This window comes from Enterobacter cloacae complex sp. ECL411 (genome assembly GCF_021869665.1).
Taxonomy (GTDB): Bacteria; Pseudomonadota; Gammaproteobacteria; order Enterobacterales; family Enterobacteriaceae; genus Enterobacter; species Enterobacter intestinihominis.
Genome location: NZ_CP091486.1, coordinates 3032870 through 3052130 on the forward strand (window position 1 = coordinate 3032870; position 19261 = coordinate 3052130).

At 46.2% G+C, this 19261-nt stretch carries 15 protein-coding genes; 1 reads left to right on the forward strand and 14 read right to left on the reverse strand.

From position 1 onward, the window contains the following. Positions 1-17: 17 nt before the first annotated feature. From L3069_RS14500 to L3069_RS14535, 8 genes are read right to left on the reverse strand one after another with little or no spacing between them, the layout of a single operon-like run. A complete protein-coding gene (locus L3069_RS14500) occupies positions 18-1049 on the reverse strand; it encodes a glycosyltransferase (protein ID WP_038416361.1) in 1032 nt (343 codons plus the stop codon). Positions 1050-1088: 39 nt separating this feature from the next. Next, positions 1089-2525: an undecaprenyl-phosphate galactose phosphotransferase WbaP gene (gene wbaP / locus L3069_RS14505; protein WP_038416362.1), complete on the reverse strand. Its 1437-nt coding sequence runs from the start codon at positions 2523-2525 to the stop codon at positions 1089-1091. A gap of 43 nt (positions 2526-2568) precedes the next feature. Further along, a complete protein-coding gene (locus L3069_RS14510) occupies positions 2569-3750 on the reverse strand; it encodes a glycosyltransferase family 4 protein (protein ID WP_023295006.1) in 1182 nt (393 codons plus the stop codon). After that, entirely contained in the window at positions 3728-4927 is a 1200-nt protein-coding gene (locus tag L3069_RS14515) for a glycosyltransferase (protein WP_023295007.1), read from the reverse strand. The genes L3069_RS14510 and L3069_RS14515 overlap by 23 nt, the downstream gene beginning before the upstream one ends. 9 nt (positions 4928-4936) lie before the next feature. After that, positions 4937-6430, reverse strand: a complete 1494-nt coding sequence (murJ, locus tag L3069_RS14520) for a murein biosynthesis integral membrane protein MurJ (RefSeq protein WP_038416364.1) — start codon at positions 6428-6430, stop codon at positions 4937-4939. Then, complete coding sequence (locus tag L3069_RS14525; RefSeq protein ID WP_038416365.1) at positions 6427-7611, reverse strand: glycosyltransferase family 4 protein; 1185 nt, start codon at positions 7609-7611, stop codon at positions 6427-6429. The genes murJ and L3069_RS14525 overlap by 4 nt, the downstream gene beginning before the upstream one ends. A 10-nt stretch (positions 7612-7621) precedes the next feature. After that, on the reverse strand, positions 7622-8752 hold the full coding sequence (locus tag L3069_RS14530) for a glycosyltransferase (RefSeq protein WP_023295010.1): 1131 nt from the start codon (positions 8750-8752) through the stop codon (positions 7622-7624). Then, positions 8749-10035 (reverse strand): O-antigen ligase, encoded by a 1287-nt coding sequence (locus L3069_RS14535; RefSeq protein WP_236901884.1) that lies wholly within the window; start codon positions 10033-10035, stop codon positions 8749-8751. Before L3069_RS14535 ends, L3069_RS14530 begins: the two co-directional genes overlap by 4 nt. On the opposite strand from L3069_RS14535, the gene L3069_RS14540 reads away from it, so the two are divergent. Continuing rightward, positions 10015-10983, forward strand: a complete 969-nt coding sequence (locus L3069_RS14540; protein ID WP_072201439.1) for an IS5-like element IS903B family transposase — start codon at positions 10015-10017, stop codon at positions 10981-10983. The genes L3069_RS14535 and L3069_RS14540 overlap by 21 nt on opposite strands. 185 nt (positions 10984-11168) lie before the next feature. On the opposite strand, the gene L3069_RS14545 is transcribed toward L3069_RS14540, so the two are convergent. The 6 genes from L3069_RS14545 to wcaK all read right to left on the reverse strand — a co-directional run bounded on the left by L3069_RS14545 (position 11169) and on the right by wcaK (position 19248). Next, positions 11169-12551 carry a phosphomannomutase/phosphoglucomutase gene (locus tag L3069_RS14545; RefSeq protein WP_032609656.1) on the reverse strand — a complete coding sequence of 461 codons (1383 nt, stop codon included), beginning with the start codon at positions 12549-12551 and terminating at the stop codon, positions 11169-11171. Then, complete coding sequence (locus tag L3069_RS14550; RefSeq protein ID WP_032103498.1) at positions 12551-13948, reverse strand: mannose-1-phosphate guanylyltransferase/mannose-6-phosphate isomerase; 1398 nt, start codon at positions 13946-13948, stop codon at positions 12551-12553. The genes L3069_RS14545 and L3069_RS14550 overlap by 1 nt, the downstream gene beginning before the upstream one ends. A gap of 327 nt (positions 13949-14275) precedes the next feature. Next, positions 14276-15172 carry a GalU regulator GalF gene (gene galF / locus L3069_RS14555; RefSeq protein ID WP_038416367.1) on the reverse strand — a complete coding sequence of 299 codons (897 nt, stop codon included), beginning with the start codon at positions 15170-15172 and terminating at the stop codon, positions 14276-14278. A gap of 174 nt (positions 15173-15346) precedes the next feature. Continuing rightward, positions 15347-16738, reverse strand: coding sequence for a colanic acid biosynthesis protein WcaM (gene wcaM / locus L3069_RS14560; RefSeq protein WP_038416368.1), 1392 nt, complete (start codon positions 16736-16738; stop codon positions 15347-15349). 12 nt (positions 16739-16750) lie between these two features. Continuing rightward, positions 16751-17971 carry a colanic acid biosynthesis glycosyltransferase WcaL gene (gene wcaL, locus L3069_RS14565; protein WP_038416369.1) on the reverse strand — a complete coding sequence of 407 codons (1221 nt, stop codon included), beginning with the start codon at positions 17969-17971 and terminating at the stop codon, positions 16751-16753. Continuing rightward, positions 17968-19248, reverse strand: a complete 1281-nt coding sequence (wcaK, locus tag L3069_RS14570; protein ID WP_022648628.1) for a colanic acid biosynthesis pyruvyl transferase WcaK — start codon at positions 19246-19248, stop codon at positions 17968-17970. Before wcaK ends, wcaL begins: the two co-directional genes overlap by 4 nt. Positions 19249-19261: the final 13 nt, after the last annotated feature.

Genomic DNA, 19261 nt, shown 5'->3' on the forward strand with positions numbered 1-19261 from the left:
TATAAGCTTTTAAAGGATCACTTTTTTTTGAGTATATTATCTATATGCATTGCAAGCATCTCTTCCGTACGGACAAAGTCACATTTTTCTACGAATGTTTTCAATGCATTTTTAGACATTTGAGCAACCAATTCGGGATCCCTATTTAACTTTTCTAGAGCGCGCGTCCATTCAATTAAAGAATTATCTTTAATATAAATACCGCACTTCTCTTTCTCAATATCGACATACCAGTAAGGGTTGTATGTAGCAATAACTGGCACGCCTAAAGCGATAGCCTCAATCAATGAAGACAATCCGACACAATAATTGATCTTATCTGTTTTAATAGGGATAATCATACTCTTTGATGCACTTACTTTCTCAAGCAAGTCTGTATATGCCCAGCGCCCTTTATTTATCCTAATGTCGCCATTTACATTTGCATAGCTTTCAGGCAAATTTAAATCGCTGGTATAGATATCAATTGTAACGTCGCTATTTTTTACCGATGATATTACAGACGGCAGATCCCTATTTTCACGCCCTGTCGAAATTATATTCTCGTTATGTAATCCATTAATAAAAGGTGCATAGAAAGTTGCATCCCCTCCCCATGGTATAAAGTGACATTGATGAGAATGAAGTCCCCTTGAGGCCTTGATTTCATCGCGTGACTTTTCCGAAAGAAAGAAAATCGCATCAATTTTTCTTACATAACACTTTAAAAATGGCAGAAGCAATGAATGTATTACTTTCTTTAATCGAGACACTGGAGGGGCGAAAACATCGAGATGCATCCAACCCGCAAACTTTGTTTTAAATAAAAAAAAACGTGCCAGAATATAAAAAAGCATCGTTTTTCTTTTAATAAAAGGCATAAAGAACAAATCTGGTTTGAACTTCCAAAATGAAATAAGATCATTAAGTAAATTCCCCCGACCGACCATTACCTCAAAGCCCATCTTTTCTAATTTGGATACGCCGTACACGAACTGCGCAGGGATCTCATTTTTTTTATAACGGCTAAAAGCAGCGCCGTTATCATTAACAAAAACAAAGGCTTTCATTAAAACTCCGTATTAGAGTCCATATCCAATGTGCTTAATTCAGTAAGCGCCTTTTCTCAACAGAACCACATTGACGGTTTTGAAGAGAATGACGATATCATTCCACAAAGACCAGTTTTTGACATACCAGGAGTCAAAATAAACACGCGTGGTGTAGTCAACATCGTTACGTCCACTCACCTGCCACAGGCCAGTCATGCCTGGCTTTACCATCAGATAATATTCAACGTCATCGGCATAGCGTTCCAGCTCTTCGTGGATGACCGGACGCGGGCCGACCAGGCTCATCTCACCTTTAAGTACGTTAAATAACTGAGGTAACTCATCAAGACTCGTTTTACGAATGAAGTGACCAATGGCAGTAATACGCGGATCGTTTTTCAACTTAAAATCTTTTTCCCATTCAGCACGAGCTTCAGGATCTTTCTCAAGTAATTCTGCAAGGATCTCTTTTGAATTGATATTCATAGAGCGAAACTTATAACAGTCAAATTTCTCACCACGGCGCCCAATTCTCGTATGAGCATAGATAGCCGGCCCACCATCACGGGAAACTTTATACCACAGGTAAACCAGCAGTGGCGATGAAACAAGAAGAATGCCTAAGGTGCAGACGATATCGAAGGTACGCTTAATAAAGCGCGAGGTCAGTTTAGACAGATTATTGTGAACCTGAAGAAGTAATACTTCGTGGCTAAATATAAATGACATACTAGTGCCGTATAAAGGAAATCCTCTCAGAGAAGGAATAATTATAACGTTACGGCACTTATGTTTCGCAAGGAATCGTAACCAGTTTTCAAATTTATCCTTTTCGTCAAAATCGCACGCGACTACGAACTGAGTTGAAAACGAATTATAATGAGTAAGCAATGTCTCTTCATCTTTAACGATCGGACACTCTTCCATAATATCGGCTGTCGCATCAAAATCACAAAACGCATCAATTTTGAAACCAGACACCTCATGGCTTTGTAAAGCATAATAGGCTTCACGCGCATTTCGTCCGGTACCTAAAATAACGGTGCGCTTTTTCCAGTAGCCAAATTTGTTAAGAATGATTTTTGTAAATTCACGCGATAACGGAACCATAATGATGGCATATAGCCAACAGTAGGCCCAAATATAGCGAGAAAAGTGCCATTTAGAAAATGCCACTAATGCAAGATCGAAGATCGAAAAGATGACAATAGTACGCAGTGTTTCTTTAAGTTCAGACCAGAAGGGTTTCTTTTGTGCATAATGACGTAAGCGGACGCCAAACCAAAAAACACACATTACTGTCAGAATAAAGTGTGACAACACCCTCACATCAATTTGTAGAATTGGCATAAAGGTATTCAGGTCGCCAATAAAAAACATAACGGTTAAAAAGGAAAGCCCCAAAGAAACATTAAGCCAAAATAAATCCGATGCAATTAAGGCCCCACGGCAAATAAATTCTTTCTTTTGATCTTTAAATACGCTGATTTTCATTGTTTAAATCCTGACATAAATCGGCTGATTTATGCCGTGGTCATTATTTTTCCGGATGAGTATAACTGTTCTGTACTCGCGCAGCCTGAGTATTGATCAGCGACTCAGAGTATTGAGCCCAGGCACTATCGACATACTGACTAATCTCGTCACGGAAACGCTGCTCTGAAAATGTTAAAGCATGTTCGCGACAGTCTTCTGGCTTAATTTCATCGGCGTATTTTTCAAAGGTATTCACTGCTTCGCATATGGCGTCTGCGGTTTGTTCAAAGAAGAACAGCCCAGTCGGTTTATCGCTACCAAGGGGTTTTACCGTTTCGAGGCACCCGCCTTTACCGAAAGTAATGACCGGCGTACCGCTTGCTTGTGCTTCTACAGGCGAGATACCAAAATCCTCTTCTGCAGCAAATACGTAAGCTTTAGCACGCTTCATATAGTCGACCATTGCAGCGTCATCCTGATAGCCGAGTAGCGTGATATTATCCATCGCCAGCTGTTTGATCTTATCCATCTCAGAACCATCACCGATAACCACTAACTTTTTATCAGGCATTTTGGCAAACGCACTAACAATAAGATCAACACGCTTATAAGGCACCATGCGACAAGCAGCCAGATAGAAATCCTCTTTTTTGTCACTGAATTCGAACTTATCCGTATTCACCGGCGGATAGATGACGTCTGCTTGTCTGCCATAAACCTTGTTAATGCGGCGCGCAATAAACCGTGAGTTACCAATAAAATGATTAACGCCCGCAGCGGTACGGTAATCCCAAATACGAATCTTATGCAGGAGATACTTAGCAAGCCACCCTTTCAGACCTTTGTTCAGGCCGGATTCCCGCAGATACTGGTGCTGGAAATCCCACGCGTAACGGATAGGAGAATGGACATACGACACATGAATTTGGTCAGGGCCAGTGATCACCCCTTTGGAAACAGCATGACTACTTGAAATAACTACGTCATAAGCAGACATATCAAGCTGTTCGATAGCCAACGGCATCAACGGCAGATAAGACTGGAATTTTTTTGCTGCAAATGGCAAACGCTGAATAAATGTTGTAGTGACTTTTTTATTATTAAGAAAATGTTTTTCTTTTGGCTTTAAGAAATCACATACAGCGAAAATATCCGCATCGGGATAACAACGTAAAATTTGCTCAACCACTTTTTCAGAACCCGCATAGGAACTGAACCACTCATGAACGATTGCTACTTTCATTGCGCTTCTCATCAATTAGCTTAAACATTTTTTCAGTGCGTGACTGGTAAGTATATTCTCGGGCAAGCTCCTGACATTTCTCCACAGAAATCCGATCGCCAGAGGTAATATCTTCCAGAGCTGAAATAAACTCAACGGGGGTGTGGGCAACGCGAAAATAGTCTTTAAAGTCACACAAGGACGCTAAATCGACACTCACCACTGCCTTCCCTGCCGCCAGATACTCAAAGAACTTCATAGGGAACATTGAAGCAGTATATTCATTCAAATTATTAGGCAGCAAAGTTGCGGCAAAGCCCTTCAGGTAACCAGGCAACTGCTGATACGCCCTTGGCCCAATTAAATGAATATTTTTGTGACGGGTAAGTTGAGTCGCATCAGTGTTCGGATCTCCCTCGCCAACATCGCCAATCATCACTAGCGACCACTCAGGATGAGCTTCTGCAATCGCTTCCAGGAGAGAGAAATTCACCTTATAGCCGCTTATAGCGCCAATAAAGCCAATTCTTGGCTCCGGGATCGCGTTCAGGTCGGCAGGAACGGGCAGTTGATCATCCAACGCTTTTGAAAAGTGATTATAGTCAGCTACGTTAGAGAAGTAATAGACCTCATCGCTCCAATGCTTTCTTGACTTCAGAAGCGTCAGAGAAGTGACAAAGGTAATGTCTGCGCGACGTACAAGCTCTTCCTCTGCATCCTGAAGGATCTCTACCGGCATTCCAGGCTGAGCTTTAATTTCGTCGACACAATGATAAACAACATAACCGAAATCACCCGGCTCCAGAAAACGCGTGGTCAACGGGTTATAGGTCCATAGCGTTTCGTCTTTGAATTTTAAACGCCAGCACCAGAATTTGAGCGCGCTGCTCAAAATCAGTTTATTAAGCTTACGCACAATAGCGTAGTTATTAAATGGGATGGAAATTGGTGACCATACCCAGACATTGTCGCGCACTTTTCGAGGTGCTTTAATCGCTTTAAGAACCCGGCGGAAGATACGCGAAAGGTCTTTCTTATTTACACTAGGTCGGCGCAGTCCCAGAGACTCTATGTAAAGAACACGGTGTCCACGGTTTGCCAGCTCTAAGGCAACATGCTGTTTATTTGTCCAGAATGGGTTGTCCCAGTCTGCCGTGGATAAGACGACGATGTCTTTTATATCTTTATTTTTGTTCATAAAAATACGCTATCTCAGTCCCTTTTTTTGGAAAATCCCTTTAATACCATTTCGGTACAATGGGAATAACATTGCCCATAACAGACTAAACATCACAAATATTGCGCCATTAATCAAGAGTCGGAAAATAACATTATCAGGTTGAATAATGTAATGCCCAAGAGTCAAGATAATAGATGTATAAAGAATTAACCCCAAAGAAATTTTAATTAACACAGGAAAAAGATCTTTTGCAATTCTTAAGTAACACGCGCTAAGGATAAACATCATTAAACTGTATATCGAATTCCCTAGCCCTAACCCAAATGCACCCCACATTTTATACGTCGCCAGGTTGACAACCGCATTACTCAGCAATGCAACCATCATCACAACCAATACTTTCTTATTATTGAGATGTGCGCTCAATGCCTTAATGAATATATAACCTATCACCTGAGCCCAAAGGCCTATGCACATTCCTTGAATAATATCAGTTGTTACCGTTACGGAGTGCTGATCAAATGCACCACGCATAAACAGTAGAATAACGATGTCTTTTGCATAGAAAAAAATGAAAAAAGACATGTTTATAACAAGCAGTGCCAGCCAATTATAAATAAACCTTATCTTATCTCGAACAACTTCTGGCTTCTGCGATGACCATTCAGATAATCCAGCAAATGCTATTGGCACAGACAAAATAAAAACAACAGTGTCAGTAATAAACCGGGCATAATCGAGTCCGGACACTACATCAATACTGATTAATGATGCTAGTGCCCTTTCCAGAGTAATATTACCTTGCAATATTAGAGGTAGTATAAGCAAGGGCCGAAGCGTTATCCAAAAACTCTTCATTACCAATTTGACTTCGGCCGCATCAAAACGACCAGGGAGGGCTAGAATAGTGCCCTTTCTTGCACGGATAAGCGCCCAGATACTAAAAATTATATAGCTACCTGTAAAACCCCATGCAAGTAATAGATAATTATTATAATAATATGCAGCAACCACTCCCAACAGCATGCCGACATTCTGAATGGAGGCCCGCATAGATATGGGTTTATAATCTCCATGTGCCATCGACAAATAATTTATCAACGCTGAAAAAAGATAGAAAGGACAACAAATTGCCATTATCTTAAGTAACTCAGTCGACATCTCACGCGCATTCCCGCCAATTCCGGGAGCCATGATACCGATCCAATAGTCTGATAAAAAATACAGAACAATGAATATAAATACAGATATCAGAGCGAAAAAAATAAACATACAGAGCTTGAAAGTCGATGCACGAAATTCATTCTCGGTGAGATATTTTTTATATAATGGGATGAATGCTGAATTAAGGCTGTCACTGGTCATAAAGTTTATTGGTACTAGGGTTCCCGTTTGCGCAATACGGTAAGCCCCGTTGATATCTCCTGTACCAAAAAATTTTGCCATCAAAACTTCCCTGACCAAACCAAGGACCTTCGAAAGCATATTGCCGCCAAGCAGCTGGCTAATGGCTTTTTTCATTGTGATTTGTTACTCATCATTCTATCGAGCAATGTTTGATATTTATTAGCCATTGTACTTAAGCTATAATCGTTAGTAACAAAAGAGCTCCTTTTTTCAAGCCCCTCTTGAATTTTACAATCTATTTCATTTACATTAGTTGAAAAAATCAAGTTATTTAAAGCACCAGGATTATCAATCGTGGTTTTAAAATTATTACCAACGACAATAGGTAAGCCTGAAGTCAACGCCTCAAGCATATTCAAGGTTAGACCGACTTCAATACGATCGCTTAAGAATAAAAGACAATCTGAAGCCGAAAGGTACTCGCTTATTTGCACTCTTGTTTTATTACCTACTAATAAAACCGAATCAGCTATACCCAGAGAGTGTACATACTCTTGTATTTGTTTTCGATGAGGCCCATCACCAACAATTATTAGAAACGAGTGTTTGTTTAAGTTTCTATATTCATTAAATAGTTTAATAGCACTTAGAACGCCCTTTTGCTTATGTAAACGTGAAACTGAAAGGAAAACCTTTATGTTGGTTTCGATATCATGCTCACTTCTTTTCAAAAGACGTCGATTTTCGTCATATCCAAATAGGGCATTATCCACACCATTATTGATGCACACACATTTATTTTTTTCAAAAAAATGTGACAAAATACCTGATGTTAGCTGCTTATATACATGACCTCCAACAGCTACAATTTTGTCGAATCGGTTATAACTCAGGATATCTTTTACAATCCAGGAGAAGTTTCTGACACTACCTATTATTGATTTAATATTTTTCGATCTAAACTTCGATACTATTTCGCCTAACGAAGTTCCGTGAGCCTGGAAAATAAATTTAACATTTGGAAACTCTTTTTTGAGCTTAACAATCTCGTAAGCTCCAGAGCTCACACTAATTACCGAATCAATATTTTTCTCAAGAATTATTTTTCGTGCTTCTAAAGAACTTCGACTCCACCAATAACGACTATATTTACCTGAGGGACTGCCAGCGACATAGCTAACAGCGAAGTTTTCATTCTGTTGTTTTTTTTCTGGTTCAATATCAGTTGTTAGAACAGTAACGTCGTTATTTGAATTTTTGGCCAACTCTGATACTAAATCTAATGTAATAAGCTCCATACCACCAAGTGTATGAATGGGTAACGAGCGGCAAACAATAAGAATATTATGTTTCATGCGCAGCCTATTATAAAAGTTTTTGATATATATTTTCTAATTTTGTTGTTTGTTGAGATAAGTTAAACTTTTGATTAACAAATTCACGCGCATTAGTCCCCATAATAAATCTTATATTTTCATTATTAGATAAGTATGAGATACGATCTGCAAGCTGCTTGTCATCTCGCTCTTTAACTAAAAATCCAGTTTGCTCATCTATAATCGCCTCTGGTATCCCACCATGCTGAGTACCGATGACAGGAACACCGGTCACTGCCGCTTCAAGAAGAACCATACCCAACCCTTCAGCATCACCGGTTTTCGCTGTAATGCTCGGTAAAACCAACATGCTAGCTTTACGCATCCATGCCATAACATCGACGTGGGGCAACGCGCCTGTAAAAGTAACGGTTTGATCCAGACCAAGGGATGTGACCTGAGCCTTCAGCCCATCCAATAACGGCCCTTCTCCTATAATCACAAGCTTAACATCAGGATTTAATAACTTTACCTGCTTGACTGCATTGATTAAAACGGCTGTCCCTTTTTTCTCTACCAGCCTTGCAACATGAAGGATAATGCCTTGATCGTCCTCTTTTGCACGCGGCTGATATTTATTCACATCAATACCAATATAGTGCTGAATGATTTTGCTTTCCGGGAAACCGTGTTGCAGAGCCTGGCGGGCAATGAAATCTGAAACACAAATAAACTTATCACCCTGACTTTTTACTTTATGTTGATGAAGAAGATAATTAATCCAGGCGGGTGACCGTGACGCCAGTAAATCCTTATTACTGACCGTCACATCAAATCCATGAAGTGTTGTCACCAAAGGAATACCTTTCTTCTGCGCCAGCTTTAAAGCATAAAGTCCATCGATCGCAAAGTGTGCATGAATGAGGTCTAAGGGCTGTGATTTTAAAACAGACTGATAAGGCAGCTGCGACGTGGTGATCGCATTCACCATTTCTGCGAGTTTACCGTAAACATTTCCATGTTCATTCAATACACATGCGACTGAGCCTTCTGGTTTCGTCCCGATAAGGCGTCTGCCGATATAGCATTTATCAAAACACTGTAATGCTTCAGCCTGCTGCTGAATAAAAACTTCCGAACCCTTAAAAAGCTGGTTTCTGAAAATACCGACCGTCTTCATTCCTGTACCCTATTATGCCGATTAATTGGTAAATTTGCTGCCAGGCAAAGCCCAAGCATTACGGCTAACACGATCATCTGGTGTTGCTCACCTATTAAGCCAAAGTTTTCGCCAAATCCGTGAGCAAAAAGCCAGGAAAGCACCATCAGGAAGGAAAAGCCGATGTTTTTTTGTTCATTATTTGTACTTCGTATTGCTCTCAAAGCAACCCCAATGCTGCAAAGGATAAAACCTAGCCCCAGCATTGAAGCAATAATTCCTGACTTAGACCAAAGATAAATAAGCGTGTTGTGTGGCGGAAGGAAATAATCAGTGTGCTTACTGTAATCGGCTTCCCAACCACCGTAGCCCTGCCCCATCAGTGGATTATTTAAAAATGCGTCAAATGCATAGTTCCATATCTCGTAACGTGTTTCAGCCGTATCCGTGGATTCTTTTAAAAAAACGCTTTGTTCGGTAATGCTGAAAACAACGCTTATAGCGATTAATACTATGGCAAACGAGGCGCCTACTGAACTCAAAATGACGCGTGTCGAACGCTGAAGTTTCAGATAGAAAATAAATGCCGGGATAAGTATCGCGAAAAGGACGCCCGCTTTGGAGCCGGTAAAAAATACGGTTGCCCAGAGCAGAATAGCCATCATAAGCGTGATTTTTGATTTCAACGCCTTGTAAATGCCCCAAGCCATAAAGGATGAGATTCCTGCATAACAGGCAGCAGCATTGGCATTAACGAACAAAACCCCACCCGCTTTAACCGGATCGTAGAAGTTATTCCTGGCTCCATCTAATAAGCTCTGAAGCGTATTCATTCCCATCGTATATTTACTTATAGGGGACAACACTACCGCCAATTCGAGTGACTCATTAAATCTAAAGGTGATGACCGTAATCGCCTGCAAGCAAACAAAAACCAACATAACGTTGATAGTTTTATACAATGCAACTCGATCTTTCACCGCTAAAACGTAGACGGCGTTTGAGATGACGATAAATTCACACAAATAGGCAATATCACGAATACCCATCGATTTCTCAACCGACCACGCAAGGCTCAGGGTGCTGATGAGTATCAGGCCAAGAAGCATAATATTCGTTGCTTTTGCTAAGAACCGGTTTGCATTAATAATAAATTCAGGCAGGAGCAATGCCGGAAGCAGAAATGCCATTGGAACATCGGCTCCACCTAATTGCACCAGATAGAGCTGCGGAATGCTACATACCAGCACCGGCTTTGTTGAATAAATCGAACTTTTGCTGAGTTGAAGGATCAGATCACGCATCTTCCCGACAACGCAGACCGTTCCGTGGCAAAGCAAAAGTTCAAAATCACCAACTGGCCCACCTACAATAAAGCCCTCATCAACCGTGGCTCCATAACTTTCTGGCTGGATGATGAAGCTATTCAGGCCTGGTATGAGTCAGCAACACCTTCTTCACGAGGCAGACCTCAGCGCTATTCTGACCTTGCCATCACGACTGTGCTGGTCATTAAACGCGTATTCAGGCTGACCCTGCGCGCTGCGCAGGGCTTTATTGATTCCATTTTTTCTCTGATGAACGTTCCGCTACGCTGCCCGGATTACAGCTGTGTCAGCAGGCGGGCAAAGTCGGTTAATGTCAGTTTCAAAACGCCCACCCGGGGTGAAATCGCACACCTGGTAATTGATTCCACCGGGCTGAAGGTCTTCGGTGAAGGCGAGTGGAAAGTCAAAAAGCATGGCCAGGAACGCCGTCGTATATGGCGAAAGTTGCATCTGGCAGTTGACAGCAACACACATGAAATCATCTGTGCAGACCTGTCGCTGAACAACGTTACGGACTCAGAGGCCTTCCCCGGGTTAATCCGGCAAACCCACCGGAAAATCAGGTCAGCCGCCGCCGATGGCGCTTACGATACCCGGCTATGTCACGATGAACTGCGGCGTAAGAAAATCAGCGCGCTTATCCCTCCCCGAAAAGGTGCGGGTTACTGGCCCGGTGAATATGCAGACCGTAACCGTGCAGTGGCTAATCAGCGAATGACCGGGAGTAATGCGCGGTGGAAATGGACAACAGATTACAATCGTCGCTCGATAGCGGAAACGGCGATGTACCGGGTAAAACAGCTGTTCGGGGGTTCACTGACGCTGCGTGACTACGATGGTCAGGTTGCGGAGGCTATGGCCCTGGTACGAGCGCTGAACAAAATGACGAAAGCAGGTATGCCTGAAAGCGTGCGTATTGCCTGAAAACACAACCCGCTACGGGGGAGACTTACCCGAAATCTGATTTATTCAACAAAGCCACCAGCACCATTAACAACCTGATGCGTAGGTGCAGAGCGAGGAAAACAAAAAAGAAAATTAAACCTACGATTGCCGCTAATAAGACTTCTAACATTAATATTTTCCCACGCGATTAGGCAACTTAGAAATTAGCTTTTTATCAGCCCTAACAGCTCATCTCGTTTCGCTTCCATTAAACCCAGATCGGCATCTGCTTCCACATTTAGACGCAGCAGCGGTTCGGTATTGGAGGTGCGAATGTTAAAGCGCCAGCCCGGGAAAGACATGCTCAGTCCATCCGTGTAGTCAATATCCACAGCCAGGGAGGAGTAGCGGTTTTCAATCTCATCAATTAACGCAGAAGCATGGACCACTTTGCGATTAATTTCACCAGATACAGGGAAGCGTGCGATACGTGATTCCACCAGCGAGCCAAGAGAGCGTCCGGATGTTATTACCAGTTCAGCAACCAGCAACCATGGAATCATGCCGCTGTCACAATAAGCAAACTCACGGAAATAATGGTGAGCGCTCATTTCACCGCCGTATACCGCATTCTCTTTGCGCATACGCTCTTTAATAAAAGCATGACCGGTTTTAGACATCACAGGGATCCCGCCCGCGCGCTCGACAATATCAACCGTATTCCAGGTCAGTCGCGGGTCGTGGATGATTTTCGCGCCACGCTCTTTATTCAGGAAGGCTTCTGCTAAGAGTCCAACGATATAGTAACCTTCGATAAAATTGGCTTTCTCGTCAAACAGGAAGCAGCGATCAAAATCTCCGTCAAACGCGATACCCATATCCGCTTCAGCTGTAACAACCGCATTGGCGGTATCCTGGCGTGCTTCTGGCAGAAGTGGATTTGGAATACCGTGCGGGAAAGTACCATCCGGATCGTTATGAACTTTTATAAAATCGACAGGAATGCCGGCCGTTTTGAAACGCTTTTCAATTTCATCAATAACGTGCCCCGCGGTACCATTACCGGAGTTGATGACTAACTTAATCGGTTTAATGCGGAAATTGTCGAGATTGATATAGCCCAGTAAATGATCAACATACTCATTAAGAACGTTAATCTTTTTATAGCTTCCCATACGCTGAGATGGGGCGAAATCATTTATTTCCGCGAGGAGCTGGATCTCTTTCAAACCCGTGTCACCGCTGATCGGCCGGGCACCGCTGCGAACCAGCTTCATCCCGTTATAGTCAATCGGATTATGGCTGGCCGTTACTTCTATACCGCCATCAACGCCCAGATGGAAGGTGGCGAAGTAAATCTCTTCTGTGCCAGAAAGTCCAATATCAAGCACATCACAGCCGCCCGCCATCAAGCCTTCCGCGAGAGCCAGCTTCAGAGACTCACTTGTCAGACGAACGTCGCCGCCGACAACAACCTGTTTTGGTTCCAGACATTGCGCATAAGCGCGACCAATACGCCAGGCAATATCCTCATTAAGCTCTTCACCTAATTTCCCCCGAATATCATAGGCCTTAAAACAACTTAATTTTTTATTGTTATTTTCCATTATGAAATCCTTAGTACGTCATCTTCACCCAAATAACTACCAAACTGAATTTCCAGAATTTCCAGATTTATTTTTCCTGGATTCGAGAGCTTATGTTTTTTTCCCACAGGGATTGTCGTTGATTCATTTTCAGTGAGATAAATTTCGTTCCCTTCGACACCAATTAGCGCCGTTCCGGTCAGCACAACCCAGTGCTCAATACGATGATGATGCAGCTGAAGCGAGAGCTCACCACCAGGAATAATGGTTACACGGTTAACCCGGTAACGCGTATCCCGAACAAGCGTTTCGACATGGCCCCAGGGCATATAACGCGTGGTATGTTCGCGACATTCAGCACGTGAATGGGCTTTTAGATGCTCAACAACAACTTTCACATCCTGGACATTATCCTTATGGGAAACCAGCAGCGCATCTTTGGTATTAACAATAATAAGGTCGTCCAACCCTAACGCTGCGGTTAATTTCCCTTCGCTGCGGATATAACAATCGCGGGTCTGATGGGTGAAAACATCGCCAATCAGCGCGTTGCCATTAGCATCATGCGACGAGGTTTCCCATAGCGCTGACCACGAGCCCACGTCGTTCCACCCTGCATCCATCGCCGTCACAATGCCCAGGTCTGTATGTTCCATCACCGCATAGTCGATGGAATCAGACGGACAACAGGTGAATGTCTCTTTATCGAGTTTGATAAAATCGAGATCGCTGACGGGCTGCTGCATGGCATTTTTGCATGCATCAAGGATCGACGGACAAAATTTCGCAACTTCGTTCAGATAGGAAGAGGCCCGGAACATAAACATACCGCTGTTCCAGAGATACTCTTTACTTTCGAGGTAAGAGATAGCGGTCGCCTGATCCGGTTTTTCAACAAAGCGCTTGATTTTCCAGGCGGTAGACTGATCGGCATGTTGTTCTTCACCACGCTGAATGTAGCCGTAGCCAGTTTCTGGCTGCGTAGGCACGATACCGAAGGTAACCAATTTGCCTTGTTCTGCAAAAGGAATGGCGTTGGTAATGACGGAATGGAATGTGGCTGTGTCGGCAATCAAGTGATCGGCAGCCAGAATGAGCATGACAGGATCTTCACCAGTTTCCAGTGCATGGAGGGCAGCCAGAGTAATAGCCGGTGCCGTATTGCGCCCAACAGGTTCAAGAATGATATTCCCGGCGAGCTTATGCATTTGTCTCAACTGCTCGGCCACCAGAAAACGGTGATCTTCATTGCAGATAACAATCGGATCGGTCACATCCAGACCGTCGAGGCGTGAAATCGTATTTTGCAGCATCGATCCGCCCTGATGGAATGAAAGGAATTGCTTAGGCTGCAACTCGCGAGACATCGGCCATAGTCGACTCCCTGTTCCTCCTGCGATCACCACTGGAAGTAACATCCTGCTTCTCCTGCTTTGCTCAATACTAGATTGTGTGTAAAAAAGGCACGCTACCGCCCCTGGCTTAACAGCTACCAGTGCACTGAGCGAATGTTGAATAAAGGATTTTGAGGTCTGATTACAGACAAAAAACTGGCGTTAATTGTCGTCCTAAATGGACTCGGAAACAAGCACAAATCGTTACAAATCAGTCCAGATTTGAAGCAGGTAACTCTCTGTTATCACAGGAATTAATAACAAAAAGCGGCAGCCATCATTTTGTTTATGTAACAACATAACAAAATGATGGCTGCCGCGCATAAAGTCTTTCAGACTGCGGAAGGACTATCAGTCGTTAGCCAGCAACTTCTCAATCCGGCTTCTGAACTTCGCCCCTTCCTTCAGGTTACGCAGGCCATAGTTCACAAACGCCTGCATATACCCCATTTTCTTACCGCAGTCATAGCTGTCACCGGTCATCAGCATGGCATCAACGGATTGCTTTTTCCCCAGCTCGGCAATCGCATCGGTCAGCTGGATACGGTCCCAGGCGCCCGGCTCGGTTTTTTCCAGCTCAGCCCAGATATCGGCATTCAGCACATAACGGCCGACTGCCATCAGGTCGGAGTCCAGGGTCTGCGGCTGATCGGGTTTTTCGATAAACTCAACGATACGGCTCACCTGCCCTTCCGACTCCAGCGGCTCTTTAGTCTGAATAACAGAGTACTCAGAGAGATCGCCCTTCATACGTTTCGCCAGCACCTGGCTGCGACCCGTTTCGTTGAAGCGTGCAACCATTGCCGCCAGGTTGTAACGCAGCGGATCGGCAGAGGCGGTATCAATGATGATATCGGGCAGTACCACGATAAACGGGTTATCGCCTACGACCGGACGCGCGCACAGGATCGAGTGGCCCAGACCCAGCGGCTGCGCCTGACGCACGTTCATGATGGTCACGCCAGGAGGACAGATAGACTGAACTTCCGCCAGAAGCTGACGCTTAACGCGCTGCTCAAGCAACGCTTCGAGTTCATAAGAGGTGTCGAAGTGGTTCTCTACCGCATTCTTCGAAGAGTGCGTCACCAGAACGATTTCTTTGATCCCTGCAGCAACAATCTCGTCGACGATGTACTGAATCATCGGCTTGTCAACGATCGGCAGCATCTCTTTGGGAATTGCCTTCGTGGCTGGCAACATATGCATGCCCAGACCCGCTACCGGTATGACTGCTTTCAAATTAATCATTATTTCTTCCACCTTAAAATGGTTGACGAATTATAGCTTTTAAACCTGTTTTCGCCAGCATGTTTTGCCGTAAATATGAAGTAATCCTAGGTCACCCCACCACAAATTACAGTAGTTGTAATCTGAATAGATCGCGATTCCGTACCAGGAATAGTCGCAAAATAGGCTGTAGGATTACCTGTGCGGCAGCGCAAAATTCAACCGTTCCGTATTCACCACATGTTGATCGACCCGATCAATATCCACCGAGCTCTGCCCCTTTTCATTAACCGCTTTTATGTTCGCAAGCGACAGCAACGTCTCGTTTTTAGCCATAAACTTCCCGCGCACGTCTTTGCGCAAATCGAAGTTCATCTTCAAAGCCGGCCCCGTCGTTGACTCCTGCATCACGTTGATATTACGTAAGAAAAGGTGCTGGGGTTTGTTATGCAGCTCAAGCGTTGCCCGCTGCATCTCCACGTTGGTGATGGCAACAAACGACGTGGCATTGCCGGAGGAAATCTGTATCCCGCGCAGCTTATAGGCAAGCTGTCGGTTATCCAGGCGAATATCGTTAAGTTTGAAGTTCTGCGGTATCGACAGATAATCGCCCTTGATCACGCCATAGCCAATTAGCATTCCGGCGCTGTTGACCATATCGACATTATCAATAACGAAATTATCACAGCCATAAATAGCTACTGTCGCGTTATCAATTCCGGCCTTTTTACTGAAGTCAGGGGTAATATTGCTGGCCTTGATATTACGGATCACAAAGTGTTTACCGTTTTCGACATGCACCAGCTGCCGACAGTTGCTGCCGGTGATATTTGCCACCACGAAGTTTTTAACGGTCTGCTGTTCCGGATAGTCATTGTCGTACGTACTGCCGGCCAGCCCAATGCCTATGCCCCAGTTGATCTTGCCGTTGGTGCAGTTGATGTTATCGATCACGTGGTCAGAGATCAGGATGTTGCGGTCGTTAATCGCCACGTTCCACTCAATCGCGTCACCCTGCAAGTGGCTGAATTTACTGTTGGTAATGCGCGCACCGTCCACCTGATTGTGGAACCCCTGACGCAGGATCGCGTAGTTGGCCTGCGTCACGGTGATGTTATCGATGAGCAGGTTGCGCATCACTCGCCGTTTTTTACCGCCGATGTAGATCTGGGTGACGGGGCCGAAGCCGCTCATCGCCAGCCCTTTAATGACACAGTCGGAGCCACGCACGTCCAGCGTGATGTTATGCGTGCGCCCTTCTCCTTCCCCAATGACCTTGCAGCCCTCCTGAAGTACAAACCGCCCGCGCCCGTTGCCCTTCAGCGCACCGCGGATCAGCAGGGTTTTGCCATCAGGAATGAAAATGCCGGTATTGATGTTTTCACAGGTTAACCCGGCGGGAACAACAACGGTATCGCCCTCGGCAAATGCCTGCTTAAAGGCGGCGATCCAGTCCTTATTGTTGTAACGATCGACAGAAACCGTCTTCCCGGTTGCCGCCCGCGCAGCGCGGGGTGACAACAGCGGCATAGCAGCCAGGACGGATAAAGAAGAGACAAATCGGCGTCGGGTAATCTTTTTCAGCATACAACCTCAGCGTTACAGCGTTTGCAGCAGGCTCGCTAACTGGCGATTAATCACCTGCTGATTGAATTCTGCTTCAACTTTTTGCCGCGCATTTTGCAGCACAGGGATCAGCGTCTGCTGATCGATATCACTGAACGCGGCCAGACGGTCCGCCAGCGCCAGCGCATTGTTTTCAGGGACCAGCCAGCCGGAATGCTCAGAAGTGATCAGCTCCGGGATGCCGCTGTGTAACGTCGAGACCACCGGAATGCCGACCGCCATCGCCTCCATCAGCGCCACGGGAATGCCTTCCATATCGCCGTCAGCGCCGGTTACGGAAGGCAGCAGGAACACATCCGCCTCGTCGAGCATGGCTTTCACTTCGTGGCTCGGCTTGAAGCCCGGCATCTCCACCACGTCTTCCAGCTGATACTGTTCAATCAGCGTGCGCAGGCGACGCTCCCACGGCCCGATACCCAGGATGCGATAGTGGAAGTCCACACCACGCGCCTTCAGCTGGCGACAGGCTTCGATGGCTACGTGCAGCCCTTTCTTTTCGGTCAGGCGGGCAACAGAGATAATTTGCAGCGGCTTGCCCGGCACCTTGACGGGTCGCTGGGTGAAGCGTTCCATGTCCACGCCCATGCGTGAAACGGTGATTTTCTCGCTCGGGCACCCCATGGTTTTCAGGCGCCCGGCCCACAGGTCGCTTATCGGCAGCATCATGTCGCCACGGCGAAACAGCTGCTGATATTCCGGCGTGTAGTGGTTCAGCACTTCACGGCTGGAGATATCGATACCGTGGAAAATGGTGGCGATTTTGCCGTCAATCACCCCCAGCTCACGCAGTTTTGCCGCCGTGACGCCAGCCGGGCCAAAGTGAGCGATAAAGACATCGGCCCGGTACGGCTGGGCCGCTTGCCCGCAAATGGCGGATAAGATCAGGTTGCGGGCCTCCGCGCCATAGCGCGACATATTCAGCGCCCGCCACGTCGAGGCGCGATGCAGGCCGCGCAGCGTCTGGCCGGCGCGATGGCGCAGTTTGTTCATCCGTCCGGCGGGTTCGTCCTGCAACCAGCGGGTTTTCGCCTCCAGCCCATACTGGGTATACGCCGCATGGGTGTTTTGCGTATCGCCCTTTTGCAGGGCGATAATCTCCACGTCATACCCCATATCGATAAACGCGGTGATTTGGTTCAGCACAAAAGTTTCAGACGACAGCGGAAATTTCAGTAAGAAGAAACCAACCTTCATTTCCCCTCCCGGACGCGGTCGAGGACGGATTTCACCATGCCAATACCTTTTTCGCGTTCGGCTTTCACCGCCACCGCCAGACGTTCGTTGATCGCAGGCAGCTGGCCGAGCGTGTCGCCCACCATCGCACCCAGCGAACCGTCCAGCAGATGACGAATATCGACGGCCATTTCCGGCATACCGAGCTGCTGCATAATGCCCGCGGACTTGTGTTCGTAGTTGATGGCGATGGCTGGCGTGCCGAAGTTCATCGAGATAATGGCCGAGTGCAGACGCGTGCCCACGGTCAGGTCGCAGGCGGAGAGCAGCTTGCCCATCTCCAGGTCGTTCAGCTCGTCCATCACCACGTGGTAGCGGGACGGGTCGTTTACCAGGTTGCGCAGGTTGAGCGCCACCATGCGGTCATCTTTGTTGTAGCTGTCGATACCGGTACAGGTGGAGAGCGCCAGCACCTGGTAACCGCTGTCCAGCACGCGGTTCACCACCTCGGCAAAGGCTTTTTCATACGCCGCCTGAGTCGTGCCGAGGCGTTTATCGAACGGCGCAAGTTCACGCAGGGTAATGGCGACGGTTTTCTGTTTTGCCGCCACGTCCAGCCAGTGCTGTACCGCGTAGCTGGCCTGGAAGCTGTCATCCTGATGATCCACCAGCCAGGCGGTGTCTACGCCGTGCTCCACTTTGGTGGTGTCGATTTCGCTACGCTTCATCATGTCGAGGCTGACCGATTCGCGCAGGATCAGCGCGTCACAGTGGCCGAAGACATAGTTCGCCAGCTGGTTGAACTGCGGATCCTGGAACGGCCCGACGCTGTGGCCGATCATAAACAGCGGTTTTTTCGCCATGAAGGTGCAGAGTGCATGCTCAAACTGCGGCACGCCGTACAGGTCGACGAAGAACGAGCCGCCCACCTGAATAATGGCGTCATAGCCGGACAGCAGACGCACGAAATCGGTAAAGCCCTGCGCGATGGCGATGTTGCGCAGCTTGCCGGTGTCGGTTACGCGAGAAAGCAGCACCTGATGCTGGTAGCGGCGACGCAGTACTTTCTTCACGCGCCCCATCACGCCCGCAGCGTTGTTGTGCTGTTTCATCTGGCTGTAGAGCGGGTCGCCCATCACCGGGCGGTTCAGTAACCAGGATGAGCTGACCGGATAACGGCTCATCACATCCACTTCTGTCTCAGGCTTAAGGGTGTTAATTGCATCCAATAAACCGCGCAGGATGGCGCTGTCGCCACGGTTGCCGCAGGTATGGTTGCCAAGAATAAGTAATTTCATAATGGCCTCGTAA